This is a genomic window from Streptomyces monashensis, from assembly GCF_001866665.1.
Lineage (GTDB): Bacteria > Actinomycetota > Actinomycetes > Streptomycetales > Streptomycetaceae > Streptomyces > Streptomyces monashensis.
Genome location: NZ_MLYO01000072.1, coordinates 40,737 through 54,893, shown reverse-complemented (window position 1 = coordinate 54,893; position 14,157 = coordinate 40,737). Strand labels below are relative to the sequence as shown.

General features: G+C 74.1%; 13 protein-coding genes. 2 read left to right on the top strand and 11 right to left on the bottom strand.

Annotation, left to right across the window (positions count from 1 at the left end; genetic code table 11):
* Nucleotides 1-101: 101 nt before the first annotated feature.
* Nucleotides 102-272: a hypothetical protein gene (locus BIV23_RS50795; protein ID WP_177240159.1), complete on the bottom strand. Its 171-nt coding sequence runs from the start codon at nucleotides 270-272 to the stop codon at nucleotides 102-104.
* A gap of 38 nt (nucleotides 273-310) precedes the next feature.
* Complete coding sequence (locus BIV23_RS36380; RefSeq protein ID WP_071385239.1) at nucleotides 311-2,062, bottom strand: cholesterol oxidase substrate-binding domain-containing protein; 1,752 nt, start codon at nucleotides 2,060-2,062, stop codon at nucleotides 311-313.
* A gap of 148 nt (nucleotides 2,063-2,210) precedes the next feature.
* Here BIV23_RS36380 and BIV23_RS36375 point away from each other — a divergent pair, with 148 nt between their 5' ends.
* Together BIV23_RS36375 and BIV23_RS36370 are read left to right on the top strand one after the other, a co-directional pair.
* Entirely contained in the window at nucleotides 2,211-3,194 is a 984-nt protein-coding gene (locus BIV23_RS36375; RefSeq protein WP_071385238.1) for an aldo/keto reductase, read from the top strand.
* Between the two features lie 55 nt (nucleotides 3,195-3,249).
* Entirely contained in the window at nucleotides 3,250-3,804 is a 555-nt protein-coding gene (locus BIV23_RS36370; RefSeq protein WP_245790823.1) for a DUF6328 family protein, read from the top strand.
* A 16-nt stretch (nucleotides 3,805-3,820) separates the two neighbouring features.
* On the opposite strand, the gene BIV23_RS36365 is transcribed toward BIV23_RS36370, so the two are convergent.
* From BIV23_RS36365 to BIV23_RS36325, 9 genes are all read right to left on the bottom strand, one after another.
* Nucleotides 3,821-4,234 (bottom strand): VOC family protein, encoded by a 414-nt coding sequence (locus BIV23_RS36365; protein WP_071385237.1) that lies wholly within the window; start codon nucleotides 4,232-4,234, stop codon nucleotides 3,821-3,823.
* A gap of 203 nt (nucleotides 4,235-4,437) precedes the next feature.
* Nucleotides 4,438-5,517 carry a hypothetical protein gene (locus BIV23_RS36360; protein ID WP_425443563.1) on the bottom strand — a complete coding sequence of 360 codons (1,080 nt, stop codon included), beginning with the start codon at nucleotides 5,515-5,517 and terminating at the stop codon, nucleotides 4,438-4,440.
* A gap of 64 nt (nucleotides 5,518-5,581) precedes the next feature.
* On the bottom strand, nucleotides 5,582-7,156 hold the full coding sequence (locus BIV23_RS36355; protein ID WP_071385236.1) for a serine/threonine-protein kinase: 1,575 nt from the start codon (nucleotides 7,154-7,156) through the stop codon (nucleotides 5,582-5,584).
* 146 nt (nucleotides 7,157-7,302) lie between these two features.
* Complete coding sequence (locus BIV23_RS36350) at nucleotides 7,303-8,271, bottom strand: threonine/serine dehydratase family protein (RefSeq protein WP_071385235.1); 969 nt, start codon at nucleotides 8,269-8,271, stop codon at nucleotides 7,303-7,305.
* Between the two features lie 104 nt (nucleotides 8,272-8,375).
* On the bottom strand, nucleotides 8,376-9,407 hold the full coding sequence (locus tag BIV23_RS36345; protein ID WP_079173630.1) for a polyprenyl synthetase family protein: 1,032 nt from the start codon (nucleotides 9,405-9,407) through the stop codon (nucleotides 8,376-8,378).
* Nucleotides 9,404-10,444 carry a tetratricopeptide repeat protein gene (locus BIV23_RS36340; protein ID WP_071385234.1) on the bottom strand — a complete coding sequence of 347 codons (1,041 nt, stop codon included), beginning with the start codon at nucleotides 10,442-10,444 and terminating at the stop codon, nucleotides 9,404-9,406. Before BIV23_RS36340 ends, BIV23_RS36345 begins: the two co-directional genes overlap by 4 nt.
* A 181-nt stretch (nucleotides 10,445-10,625) precedes the next feature.
* A complete protein-coding gene (locus BIV23_RS36335; RefSeq protein ID WP_071385378.1) occupies nucleotides 10,626-11,303 on the bottom strand; it encodes an AIM24 family protein in 678 nt (225 codons plus the stop codon).
* A gap of 56 nt (nucleotides 11,304-11,359) precedes the next feature.
* Entirely contained in the window at nucleotides 11,360-12,781 is a 1,422-nt protein-coding gene (locus BIV23_RS36330) for a CAP domain-containing protein (RefSeq protein ID WP_071385233.1), read from the bottom strand.
* 66 nt (nucleotides 12,782-12,847) lie between these two features.
* A complete protein-coding gene (locus BIV23_RS36325; RefSeq protein WP_071385232.1) occupies nucleotides 12,848-14,029 on the bottom strand; it encodes a serine hydrolase domain-containing protein in 1,182 nt (393 codons plus the stop codon).
* Nucleotides 14,030-14,157: the final 128 nt, after the last annotated feature.

The window sequence follows — 14,157 nt, the reverse complement described above, 5'->3', positions numbered from 1 at the left end:
GGGGCGACCTGGCTCGGATGCGGCTGCGGCTGCCCGGCATGCCTGCCGCGATCGCCGACGTCCGGTTCACGCAGGCCCTCGGACGGGAGGGGCAGCCCGGGTCACGGCACCCCCGCCTCAACGCCGGCTCGGCGAAAGCGCAGTTCGGCGGTGGCCCGCCCGAAGCACCGGTGCGGGGCGGCGACGACCGCGCCTCCAGCCGTCCTGGCCATCACGTCGCCCGGCGGCAGCCGCGCGCGACGGGACTGCTCGCGGAACCGGGCGAGGGCCACGACGTCACCGGGCAGGCCGCCATCGGCTCGGGGCGGGTTCAGCGCAGGAGGCGGTCCAGGAAGGCGTTGCCGAACACCCGGTGCGGGTCCAGACGGTCGAGGGTCGCGACCGCCTGCCCCCACACCTGCCGGCCGAAGGTGCCGGGCACGGCCGTGCCGAGCACCTCCGGGTCGCTCCAGGCGGAGTCGTCGGAGTACGCCCAGCCCTTGGACCACTCCGCGCGGGCGAGGGCGTACCCGCCGTCGTACGTGCCGAACAGGAACCGCTCCAGCTCCCGCAGGAACGCCTCCGCGTACGGCGTGCCGGGCAGCGTCAGCACGTCCAGCCACACCGCCGTGTCCCACTCGGGACGCTCCGCGCACGGCCGCAGCGCCGACAGCAGCGGGGTCCGCGCACCCGGCACGCCCGCCTCGGCCGGCTGGTCCAGGCCGGTCACCCGGATCTCCACCGAGCCGTTGACCGGGAAGCGGCCCCGTGCGGCGTACGCGGCGAGCAACTCCCGGTAGCGGCCGGTGAATTCGTGCACCACCCGCTGCACGCCGGCCCGCGGGGTGAGCACCGCGTACCCGCTCGCCGTGACCCGCAGCGTGGTCGGCCGCAGGTACAGCAGGGTGTTCTTCGACGGCCCCCACAGGTCGGCCGAGTCCGTGGCCGTCAGTCCGAGCCTCGCCACCGTGAGCTGCGCGTTGCCCACCTCCGGCGCCAGGGACCAGCCCGCGCCCGCGACCAGCCGCCCCACCAGGTCGGCCACGGGCGTGGGCACGCTGTCCGAGAAGGGGTAGTTGTAGGGCGAGGTGACATGCCGTGAGCCCGGCGGCCGCACCGGTGCGACGCTCCACTCCTTCAGCCACGGAAACGCGGTGAAGGCGAACCAGATCGCCTCGACGCGGCCCGAGCGGTGCACGAAGCGCTCCAGGGTGCGCCCGCCGGAACCGGGCGCCGCGAACAGTTCACGGGCCGGCACGTCCGTACGGCTGACACAGCGCAGGTTGCCGTCCGGCGCGGCCCGCAGCACCACCTCGGTGACGAAGGCCCGGCCGAGGTGGGCCAGCAGCGCCGCGCAGTCCGCCTCGTCGCGGCGGAACGTGCGCAGCGCGTACGCCCCGCGGTCCGCGTCCCACACCACCGCCGTCAGCTCCAGCACACGATTGCTCAGCGAGCCGTACGTCGTGCCGGGCGCCGGGTGCTCGCCGTCGGCCGGTACGGCGGTGCCGTGCGCGCCGATCGCCAGGGCGCCGCCGAGGGTCAGGTCTCCGGGCGCGGGCGTCGCGGTGAGGCCCAGCCCGTGGCCCTCCAGGAAGGTGAGCAGGGCTTCCATGGTCACGCCCGCGCCGGCGCGGACCGCCGAACCGGACTCCAGGGCCAGGCCGGTCAGCTGCGAGGCGGTGTCGACCAGCAGGGTCCGGGTGCCGGCCGTCGTCCCCTCGGTGATCGTCAGCGGCGACCAGCCGTGCGAGCGGCCCCGTGCGCGGACCCGCCAGCCGCGGCGCCAGGCCCAGTCGACCACGGCGAGGACCTGCTCCGGCCCGGCCGGGGCGCAGGCCCACAGTCCGTCGGCGGTGATCTCACCCACCCAGTTGCGGTACGCCGAGCGGTAGAGCCTCACCTCGGCCGGAAACCCGGGAAGTTCGGCCGCGGCCGCCGCCGGGTCGGCCGCGAGCAGCACCGGCACGGCGGCCCACGCGGCGGCGACGGCCGCACCGCGCAGCAGGCCGCGTCGGCTGACGGGCCATGAACTGCCGTATGAAGAAAGAGAGTTGTCCGGGGCGTCCGTGAAGCGTTCGGTCACGGGCTCACGGTAGGGGCGCGCTGTACGCCCATCGTGCTGTCGTCCACCGACATCACCCGAGCGGGTGAAAGGCGCGCGGTCCGCGCCCGGGAGTCCTGCCGGAGCGGCCTGTTCCGCGCGGACCGGTGCCGGATGGCACACTGACGCCATGGACGAACGCGAATTCGGCAGGTCGGGCCAGTGGGCCTCGGTGGTCGGTCTCGGTACCTGGCAGCTGGGTGCCGACTGGGGCCACGTGGACGAGAAGGAGGCCCTGTCCGTCCTGGAGGCGGCGGCCGAGGCAGGGGTCACCTTCTTCGACACCGCCGACGTGTACGGCGACGGGCGCAGCGAGGAGACCATCGCCTCCTTCCTGCGCAGCCGCCCCGATCTGCACGTGCTGGTCGCCACCAAGATGGGCCGCCGGGCAGAGCAGCTCCCCGAACACTACGTCCTGGACAACTTCCGTGCCTGGAACGACCGTTCGCGCCGCAACCTCGGCGTCGACCGCATCGACCTGGTCCAGCTGCACTGCCCGCCGACCCCCGTCTACTCCTCCGACGCGGTCTACGACGCCCTGGACGCGCTCGTCGAGGAGGAGCGGATCGCGGCGTACGGGGTGAGCGTCGAGACCTGCGCCGAGGCGCTGACCGCGATCGCCCGGCCGCACGTGGCGAGCGTCCAGATCATCCTCAACCCGTTCCGCATGAAGCCCCTGTACGAGGTGCTCCCCGCCGCCCGCGCGGCCGGTGTCGGCATCATCGCGCGCGTGCCGCTCGCCTCCGGCCTGCTGTCCGGCAAGTACACCAGGGACACGGTGTTCCCGGCCGACGACCACCGCACCTACAACCGGCACGGCGAGGCCTTCGACCAGGGCGAGACCTTCTCCGGCGTCGACTACGCCACCGGTGTCGAGGCCGCCGCCGAGTTCGCCGCGCTCGCCCCCGAGGGATACACCCCGGCCCAGCTGGCCCTGCGCTGGATCGTCGAGCAGGACGGCGTGACGACGGTCATCCCCGGCGCCCGCAGTCCGGAGCAGGCCCGCGCCAACGCGGCCGCCGCCAAGCTGCCGCCGCTGCCCGGGGACACCCGCACCGCGATCCGCGAGCTGTACGACCGCCGGATCAGGGACCAGGTCGAGCAGCGCTGGTAGCCGCCGCCCGGACGGCGGTCGTTTGAAGGAACGGCCGGACGGTTACACGGACCGCATGGCGGAGGAAGGGCGGCGCACGGGGCGCGACGAGTCCGAGGAGGAGCGGGCCGACCGGATGTGGGGCGAACTCATCCAGGAGGTCCGCGTCGCCCAGACGGGCGTGCAGATCCTCTTCGGCTTCCTGCTGACGGTCGTCTTCCAGCAGCGGTACGCCACCCTCGCCCACGCCGACCGGGTCATCTACATCGTCACCGTCGTCCTGGGCGCCTCCGCGACCGGCGCCCTCATCGGACCGGTGTCGCTGCACCGCCTCGTCTCCGGCCGCAGGGTCAAGCCGCAGGCGGTGCGGATCGCCTCCCGGCTGACCTTCGTCGGCCTGCTCCTGTTGCTCATGACGACGACGTCCGCGCTCCTGCTGATCCTGCGGGTGGCCACGCACGGCAGCGAGGTGACCTGGCTGGTCGCGGGCGTCGTCGCCTGGTACCTGGTGTGCTGGTACGTCGTGCCCCTGTGGATCCGGTGTCGCCACACGATCCGCCCCGACGCCGGGGCCACGGTGCCGCGCCGAGCGACCGGCAGCGGCGACGACGGCGGCGGGGCGGGGCACTGACGGCGGCCGGACCGGGCTACGGGCGGACGTAGGGCCGGGTCATGATCTCCATGTTGTGGCCCGACGGGTCGGCGAAGTACGCTCCGCGGCCGCCGAACAGCCGGTTGATCCGGCCCGGCTCGCCGTGGTGCGGATCGGCGTAGTACGGGACGCCGAGTGCGTCCAGCCGGGCGATCATGCCGTCGAACTGCTCGTCGGGCACGAGGAACGCGTAGTGCTGCGGCTGGACCGGTTCGTCCCGCTGCTCGTAGTAGTCGAGCGTGACCCCGTTGCCGAGGTCGACGGGGAGGAACGGCCCGAAGGGGGCGCCGACCGCCAGGCCGAGGACGGCGGCGAGGAACTCGGCCGACAGCCGCCGGTCCCTGGCGAGCACGGCGGTGTGGTCGAGGCGGACGGCGGTCGTGGGCAGGTGCGGTGCGGTGGTCTGCATCGGCGGGTGTGTCTCCGGGTGTCGGGATGCGCTGGAAACGGCGCCGTACGGGCGCCGGGGCAGGAGCACTCGGAGACGGCGGCGGGCCTCTCGCCCGCCTCGCGCTCACGCCGAGGCCGGGACCCTCACTCGTGTATGGCCCAAGGCCGACCCGGCAGTCACCCGGCCGACTCTAGTGATCAGCATCGGCCGGGGCAACCCGTTCAGTCCTGCGGCGGCCGTCCCCCGCGCGCTCCCCGCAGCGCCGTCAGGCACGTGCCGATGGCCTGCTGCAGTTCCTCCAGACGCTGGACCGCCTCGTCCATGTCCTCCTCCTGGAAGTCCTGCGCGTCGTCGAAGGTCAGCTCCTCGAACGCCTTGGTCGCCTTCTGCAGGCTGCTGTAGAACCGGGTCCGCTGCTCCTGGACGCGCAGTTCGGGATCGGCCTCGACCGCGCCGGCGACCAGCGACCTCATCGTGTCGTAGGCCTCGGTGGCCCACTCGCCGGTGTCCTCGTCGTCCGCCAGCTCGTCGATGAGCGACAGATGCCGCTCGGCCTCCTCGCGCAGCTCGACGGGGGCGTCGACGGTCTGCCCGGCCGGGGTCTTGATCCGTCCGGACTCGGCGATCTGGCGGACGTAGCCGATCCGGTCGGCGGCCCGGCTCTCGGTCGCGACGGCCTTCTTCAGGTCGTCGGTGCGGACGACGTCACGGGCCAGCTCGGCCTGCAGCTCGGGGTCCTCCCGGAGCCGGTCCAGCAGGGCGCTGCGGGCCGCGCGGGCGGTGGAGGGGTCGGCGAGGATCGCGGCGCGCAGCGCGGTCGGGTTCTCGGCGACCTCCAGCGCCTTGGTGGGGCGGATGCCCTCGGCCTCCGCGGCCTCGGCGATCGCGGTGCCGCGCTCGGAGGCCGCGCTGTTTCGGGAGACGTAGTAGTCCAACCACACGTCCGCGTCCGGCAGTTCGACGTGCTGGCCGGGTTCGAGGGTCTCGAAGTGCGGTACGAGCGCGTCGTCGGCGGCCCGGTCCCAGGCCTTGTAGTAGCGCATGACCCGCTCCGGGGAGCAGTCGGCCAGGCGCGCGAACTCCTTCGCCGACACCTTCGGCGTCTCACCGGCGGCCTGCCCGCCCGGCCGCACACTGCGCGCCACCATCAGCGCGAAGGCCCAGCCTCCGGTGCGCGCGTAGACGCCGAACTCACGGGCGTCGCGTGCCACGAGGTCGGACAGCGGCGCCGCGGCCGGCTCGGCCGCGGCGATGCTCTCCGACGTCTCGGATGTCTCGGACGGGTCGATGACCAGGGTCACGGATGGCTCTCCTGCAAGGATGACTCGACGGACCGCACCCGGGAGCGGGCGCGGACAGGAAAGCCTATCGGGGCATATCGGCCACGCGGAACGTCGCCAGGAACGTCTTCAGGGCCAGCCGGTTCGCGGCGTCGTCCCAGGCCGAGGCGAGGGTGGTGAAGCGCAGCGAGAAGCTCCGGTCGCCGCCGATCAGGAAGCCGCGGCCGAAGGTGTGCACCCGGGCGTCCCCCGTACCCGCCAGCCACTCCAGGTCGGCGGCCTTGCGGCCCTGGTAGGTGGTGGCCCGCAGGGCGCCGACGCGCTGGTAGCCCGGGAGCCGCAGCAGGGACGGTTCGACGTCGTCGCGCCAGACGGCGACCGGGTCCGGGCCGACGTGCTCGCTGTAGGTGACGGCCAGGGTGGGGGCGGCCCCGCCCGCGCCGAACGTGATGCGGTAGCGCGCCCCGGCCCGCTCGGTGCGGAGCCGCTTCCAGCCGTCCGGCAGCGCCACCGAGAAACCCTCCGGTGCGATGGAGCGGTGATAGCCGGCCGGCAGCCCGGCCGGTGCCGTGGCGGAGGGGGAGGGCGAGGCGGCCGCCGTCGGCGGCGCGGTGGGAGGGGCGGCCGAGGCGGTGGGGCGCGACGGCGCGTGCGCCGCGCGGGTGGCGGTGCCGGGCAGCTGGTGGGTGACGGCCAGGGCGGCGACCACGACGGCGACCACGGCCACGGCGCTGCCCGCGGCCAGCGCCCGCCGGCTCCGCCCCGGTCCGCGGAGCCGCAGCAGACGCGGGTACCCACCGCGCAGCCGGGGCTCGGGGCCCGTCGGCAGGCCGGCGCCGGCGTCCTCGTCGAGAGCGCGGGTCAGCGCCTCACGGGTCTCCGGCCGCGGCAGCCGTTCCCGCGAGTTCTTGCGCAGCAGCCCCTGCACGGCCTGCGTGAGCGGGCCCGCGCGCAGCGGGGTGCGCAGCGGCAGCCGGTCCACCGCCTTCAGGGTGGCCTCGGGCCGGCCCCGGTCCCGGAACGGCGGCCGGCCCTCCACCATCGTGTACAGCAGCGCGCCCAGCGCCCACAGGTCCGCGGCCGGGCCGATCCGCTCGTCGCGGGCCTGCTCCGGCGAGGCGTACGACGGTGCCGTCAGCCGTGGCACCAGGGTCGCCCCGGCCAGCCCGAACCCGGTGACCACGACCGGTCCGCCCTCCGGGACGAAGACCTGGCCGGGGCTCAACTCCCCGTGGGTGATACCCCCGTCGTGCGCGGCCTGGAGCACCTCCAGCAGCTCCAGGCCGATCCGCGCCGACCGCGCGGGGCTGAACGGGCCCTCGTGGTCGAGGAGTTCGGTGAGCGGCGTGCCGTCGATCCACTCGGTGACCGTCCACAGCGTGCCGGCCTCGACCACGGCGTCCACGACCACCGCGACCCGGCCGGGGCACAGCCGCCGCACGGTCTCCGAGGTCCGGATGACCCGGGCCGTGACCCGGTGCACGGTGTCCCCGTCGCAGTCCGCCGGCAGGGCGGTCTGCGCCACCAGCCGGGGCTGTTCGGCCGCCACGTCCTCGGCGTACCACCACAGGCGGTTCGTCTCGCGGGCGAAGACCTCCAGCAGCCGGTACCGGCCGGCGACCAACTCGTGTGCGGAGACGTGCGCCTCGACCATGGTCATCCCTCGCTGAAACCCCTGTCCCGTGTCTCCCAGGGGTACGCAGGGCGCGCGGGGGTGCGTTCAAAGAATTCCCGGATGCGCCCCCTTTTTTCCACGGATTCCGGGAGCGCCCCGCTCCGGGGCTTCCGCAACGCGCCCCGTCGCGCTCACCCCAGCCCGAACCGGTCGGCCCAGCCCATGAGTTCGCGGGGTGTGGTGTTGCCCCCGCACACCACGAGGCCGAGCCGGGCCCCGTCGCCGACCCGCGCCAGCACCTGCCGGGCCGCCGGCAGCAGACAGCCCGCGGCCGGCTCGGCCCACACCTTGGCGTGCTCGGCGAGGTCCAGACAGCCCTGCACGGCGTCCCGGTCCGGGACCACGAGCACCTCCTCGACCAGCGCGGCGACATGGTCGTACGTCAGCTGGGACGCGGAGGGCGCGCTGAGCGTGGTGACGAGCGACGACAGCGGCACCGGCACCGGTCCGCCCGCCTTCAGCGCACCGGACATCGCCTCGGCACCCTCGGTCTCCACACCCCACACGCGCACCCCGGGACGCAGGGCGGCGAGGGCCGCGGCGACGCCCGCGATCAGCCCGCCCCCGCCGATGCTGACGATCACGTCCGTCAGCCCGGCCGTGTCCCGCGTGTCCTGCGCCAGCTCCAGCCCGACCGTGCCCTGCCCCGCGATCACGACCGGGTCGTCGAACGGATGGACCAGGGTCAGCCCCTCGTCCCGCAGCCTCGTCACCAGCTCGAACGCGCTGTCCATGCCGTCGGTCAGCCGCACCGACGCCCCGGCGGCCTCGGCGAGCGCGAGGGACCGGGCGGGTGCGGTCCGTGGCATCACCACGGTCGCCTTCACATCGAGGGCCGCCGCCATCACCGCGAGGGCGATGCCGTGGTTGCCGCCGCTGACCGCGACCACGCCCGCCGCCCGCTCGGCCCCGCTCAGCGACAGCAGCTTCGCGGTCGCGCCGCGCGCCTTGAACGAGCCGGTGCGCTGGAGCAGTTCGAGCTTGGCGGTGACCGGGACACCGAGCAGTTCGGTCAGCCCCGGGCTCGGTACGGTCGGCGTCCGTACCACGTGTCCGGCGATCCGCTCCGCCGCCGCTTCGATGTCCGAGATGCCGATCACGGTGCTTCACCCTTCCGGCGCGGGGGTGGGAACCCGCGTCCCCCGCACCCTGACCCGTGTGGACTGCCCAGGTCAACACCGTTTGAACGGACGGCGCCACGGCCTCACAGCTCGCGGCCCGCCAGATGGTCCAGCAGCGTGCGCAGCTCCCCGGCGGCCCTGGGTGCCAGGGGCGCCTGCGCGAGCGTCCCCCGCGCGGCCTCCGTGTGCCGTCGGGCCTGTGCCAGCGCCGCCGTACGGCCGCCCGCCGCCTCGATCAGCGCGGCGGCCTCCTCGGCCCGCTCCGGGCGGCCGAGCAGCTCGGGCAGCCCGCGGGCCACGGGGGAGGAGAGCGCGGCCAGCACCGGGTACGTCATCTTGCGCTCGCGCAGATCACCGCCCGCAGGCTTGCCCGTGACGGCCGGATCGCCCCAGATCCCCAGGACGTCGTCGACCAGCTGGAAGGCGACGCCGAGCTGCCGACCGGCCCGCTCCAGCGCGCCGACCACGCCCTCGGGCGCCCCGCCGAGCGCGGCGCCCAGCGCGACGGCGCAGCCCAGCAGCGCGCCCGTCTTGCCCTCCGCCATCGCCCGGTACTCCTCGGGGGTCACCCGCTCCGGGCCGGCCGGGGGCCGGGTCGCGAACAGCAGGTCGTCCGCCTGCCCGCGTACCAGATCGGCGAGGGCCGCCGACAGCAGCCGCACCGCCCCCGGACCCTGCGGAGCGCGCGCCAGGGTCTCCACGGCGAGGGCGAACAGGGCGTCCCCGGCCAGCACCGCAGGCCCGGTGCCGTACGCCTTCCACACGGCCGGGCGGCGGCGCCGGGTCCCGTCGCCGTCCATGATGTCGTCGTGCAGCAGCGAGAAGGCGTGGACCAGCTCGACCGCGACCGCCGCCGGGACGCCGGCCCGGCCGTCGGCGCCGGCCGCCTCGGCGCCCAGCACCGCGAGCGCCTGGCGTACGCCCTTGCCGCCGGGCGCGGCCGCCGGTGCCCCGCCGACCTCGCACCAGCCGAAGGAGTACGCGGCCATCTCGGCCACCCACGGATGCAGCCCGCCCACCGCCTCCTGGAGCGCCGGGAGCACCAACTCCCGGCACCGGCCGAGGACTTCGGGCACGGAGGGCGGCGCCTGCACCGTCACGGGCCACGCGCTCACCGTACGGCCGCCGCGTCGAGGCCGAACTCCTGCTGCGCCCGGACCACCATCTCCCGCGCGTGCTTGAGTCCGCTGCGCTCCAACGTCCTGGCCAGGTCGGCCAGTTCGGCCGCCGTCTCGGCGTGGTCCCGGCCGAGCCGGGCCAGCGACTTGGCCAGGCCCAGCCGGGCCAGCGCCTCGCCGCGCGGTTCGCTCATCGCGCGGAACTCCTCCAGCGCCAGCTCGTACATGTCCCGTGCTTCGGTGTGCCGACCGGCGCGGTACAGGACGTTGCCGCGCATCTTGTGGTTGTAGGCGAGCGCGGAGGACAGGTTCATCGCCCGGCACCCGGCCTCCGCGCGGGACAGCAGCTCCAGCGCCCGCTCGGTGTCCTGGTCGCGCACCGAGAGGATGTCGGCCAGCCCGCGCAGCGCCCACGCGTGCCCGCGCCGGTCCTCGGCCCGCTCGGCTATCTCCGCGGCCTCCTCGAACAGCGCGTACGCCCGGTCGTGGTCGCCGGTGTTGCGGTGCATCTGCGCGATGCCCTCCAGCGCCCACACCGTGTGCCGGGCCTCCCCGCGCTTGCGGGCCTCTGCCAGCAGCTGTTCGTGCAGCCGGCCCACCGCGTCGTAGTCGCCCTGGATGCGGCCGGTCTCCGCGAGGCCCGCCAGCGAGTAGCCGCGGACCACGATGTCCCCGCCGCGCTCGCCGAGTTCGGCCGCGAGCCCGAGCAGCCGCCAGGCCAGCGGGAACGCCCCGCGCTGGCGGGCGAGGGTGCCGCCGCTCCACAGTGCCCAGGCCATCGCGCCGGTGTCGCCGGCCGCACGGGCGGCGCGGTAGCTCGCCTTCCAGGCCCGGTCGGCGTCCTCGATCCGGCCGAGCCGCCGCTGCGCCTCGGCGACGGCCAGCCCGCAGCGGGCCGCCTCGGCGGGCTGTCCGGACCGCTCGGCCGCGCGCAGCCGCTCGGTGCCCTCGGCCAGCACGTCGACCAGCGAGGAGTTCACAGAAAGGGAGGTCAGGGAGCCCTGGTACTCCGGGGCGAAAGCCTTGCCGTACATATGCGCCTTTCTATACACGACGTGTATACGCTATATGTATACCTCTTGGGTATACATCCCGTGCATAGGGGTGGGAAAAGAGCCCCGGCCCGGAGGCCGGGGCGCCATCGGTCTGTTGTCGATCAAGACGCAGGTGCGGTGGCGGGGGTTGCCCGTGCGGCACGGATCACGTTGTGGAGGTTCAGTGCTGCTGCGCCTTCTGCGGGGTCGCCTCGCTCGGCCGCACCACGACGAAGCCCTCGCCCTGGAGCATCAGCTGCACGGCTTCGCCCGAACCGCCGCGGAGCATCGAGCCGATGGACTGGGAGCGGTGCAGCGAGGTCTCCAGGCGGGCTGTCCAGCCGACCACCGCGTCCGTGTCGACGAACACCGGGGACTGCGGGGAAACGGGGATGACCAGCGGATTGCCCTCACAGACCAGCCCGAGCCGACCCTGCCCGGAGAACACGCTGTTGAACAGTCCGCCGCCGGCGATGCCGGACCCCTTCACGGTCCTGATCTCGTACGACAGCGAGGGGTCGAAGCACAGCACGTTGCGCCCGTTGACCGTGAACCGGTCGCCCTGCTCGATCTCGACGATGAAGCAGTTCTGCGCCTCGTGCGCGAACCAGGCCTCGCCCTGCCCGCGCACCGCCATGAGCGGCAGCCCCTCACCGGTGACCGCACGCTTGAGCATGCCGCCCACGCCCTGGCCCTTGCGCTCGAACTTCAGGTCGCCCCGGTAGGCGACCATCGCACCCTGGCGGGCGTACATCTCGCCGTTCACCGTGTAGCGGACGCACTTGGCGTTCTCGACGGACATGCCCGGCTGCGTGGCGGGCTGCACCACGCGCTCACTGGAAAAGAGGTCACCCTTCATGCCGGGCATCGTGTCCCGGAAGCCATCATTCCGCCAAGATGACGGAAAGTGCCCGGTCAGCCACCGAACAACTGGGCCCAGTACGTGCCCGCGCGGCCGCCGCCCGCGAAGCCGACGCCCAGGTGACCGAAGTCCCGCTTGAGGATGTTGGCGCGATGCCCGGGGCTGTTCATCCACCCCTCCACGACCTCGGCGGGGGAGCGCTGGCCGCAGGCGATGTTCTCGCCGATCGTGCGCAGCCGGGAGCCCGCGGCGGCGGCCCGGTCCCAGGGCCGGGTGCCGTCGGGGCTGACGTGGTCGTAGAAGTCACGGGCGATCATGTCCGCGCAGTGTGCCTGCGCGGCCGCCGTGAGCAGCGGATCGACGGCCAGCGGCGGCAGCCCGGCCCGGCCCCGCTCGGTGTTGGTGAGCGCGACCACCTCGGCCGCCGTACGGGACAGGGCGTCCGGCGTCAGCGGAGCGGCCCAGAGCGCGGTCCAGTACCGGTCGCCGGCATCGGTGTGGGCGAGGGCGGCATGCCGGAACCGGGGGTCGAGCAGCGTCCGCCGGGCCCGCCCGGATCCCAGGCAGTACTCCACGAACTCCGCCGGGGAACGCGGCCCGGAGACCAGATGCTCGCCGACGCCGATGTACGCGTACCCGGCGCCGGTGATCCGCTGGTGCACGGACACCCCGTCCCGCCCCTCGGCCCCGAGCCGCCCCGCCTCCGCCATGGCCCGGGCGTGCGAGCGCGCGGCGGTGAGGAGCCGTGGATCGAGGGCGACACCGGGCGAACCCGCCTGCGCACGAGCCGAGTTGACCAACAGGAGGAAACGGTCGTCGGCGGGCGGTACGGAGCCGGCGGTGGGACGGGAGCCGGGCGGGGCGGAGAACCCGGCGGGCCGGTGGCCGGGCGGGCGCGGCGCCGGTACGGCCGCCCCGGAGCCGGAGCCGGAGCCGGAGCCGGAGCCGGAGCCGGAGCCGGAGCCGTCCCCCATGCCGCCCTGCCCGCCGTCGTCGGTGACGTCCACCCCGAAGTCCCGGGCGAGCCCCGCCAGCCCGTCCGCGTACCCCTGCCCGATCGCCCGCAGCTTCCAGCCGCAGCCGGCCCGCGGATACAACTCGGCGAGCAGCAGCACGGTCTCGGGTCCGGGGCGCGGCGGCGTGAAGCGGGCCACCGGCCGCCCGTTGCCGTCGCCGACCTCGAGCCGCGGAGGGGGCAGCCGCCCGAGCGCCGCACCGGGCTCGGCCGCGCTGACGACGACGGTGACGCGGCACGCACCGCCGCGCAGCCGCCCCGGCTCGACGGTCAGGGTGTCACCGAGCAGCCGAACCCCGGGCGCCCGCGGCTGGTTGTAGAACACGAGGTCCGCGTCGGACCCGACCTTCCCGTCGGCCCCGGTGACCAGCGCGGACACATCGAACGCACCGGCCACCCGAAGCCGGACCGGGCCGTCGGGCAGGACCAGATTCGCGCCGGGCACCAACTCGGACGTCATGCCTGGGAGAACGCCGTGCGCCCGTGAGGAGGTTCCCGCGTCCCGGACGAGACCTCCTGCTCCTTCCTACTTCTTCCCGTTCCCGTCGCTCGCCTTCGCGGACTTCCCGCAGAACGCCGAATCCAGCACACCCCACATCGCCTGCTGCACCTGCCCGTTGTTCGACGTGTTGGCGACGGCCGCGAGACTGCGCGAGCCGTCCTTCGTGGCGAAGGCGTAGGTGTAGTACCCCTGCACGATCCCGGTGTGCCCGTACACGGACACGCCGCACGGCAGCGAGCGCCTGCGCAGCCCCAGCCCGTACGCCGTCGTGCTGTCGACCCGGCTGAACCGCTCCATCTCGCGGAGCCGCGCGGCGGACAGCAGCCTGCCGCGCAGCAAGGCGGAGTAGAACGTGTCGAGGTCCCGTGTGCTGGAGATGATCGCGCCCGCGCTCTGCGCCCACGACACCGTCTGTGCGGTGGCGTCGATCAGCGGGGCGCCGGCCCGGCCGGGGTCGAGGTATCCGCGGGCGTACCGGCCCGGGATCGTGGTCCTCGGGTGGACGTAGAACGTGTCGTGCAGCTTGAGCGGCTTGAAGACGCGCTCCTCGTACGCCGTCCGCACGGAGTGCCCCGTGAGCTTCTCGATGAGCATCCCGACGACCACGAAGTTGGTGTTGGAGTACGCGTACGCGGCGCCGGGCGCGTTGGTGCGGGGCTTCTTCAGGGAGAGGTCGACCAGCTGGCGGTAGGTGAAGACCTTGTTCCGCACCGCCTCGAAGCCGGACTCGCTGTCCGCGAACATGTCGTTGGTGTAGTCGTACAGGCCGCTGCGGTGGCTGAGCAGATGGCGGACGGTGATCCGGTCGTCCGGCAGCAGCTTCGGCAGATAGCGGTTGACCGGTGCGTCGAGCGACAGCCGGTGTTCGTCGACGAGCTGGAGCAGGACCACGGCCGAGAAGGTCTTGGTGACACTGCCGATGCGGAACCGGTCGTCGGTGGTCAGGGCCCGCCGGGTGCTCCGGTCGGCGAGGCCGCGCGTCAGCCCGTACGCCGTGCCGTGGTCGTCGATCCGCGCCATGGCGCCCGGCGCGCCCGCGGTCACCGCCGACCGCAGCGCCGCGGCCACGCCCGCGGTGTCGGGCGCCGCGAGCGCCGCCTGCTCCGCGGTGTCGGGCTCCGCCGTCGCGGCCCGTGCCGGAACCGCGAGGAGCGAGAGCACGACCGCGCCGAGGACCGCGCCCCGACCCACCGTTGCTGAGACCATCCGGCACCCACTTCCCTCCGTACGACATGTGATGCGACATCGATCACATTCCGGCCCTGGAACCTAGGGGATTGGGTCGCCGTCTCCACAGCCGACACACAGTTGGTCAGCTTGTGATCACTCTGTGG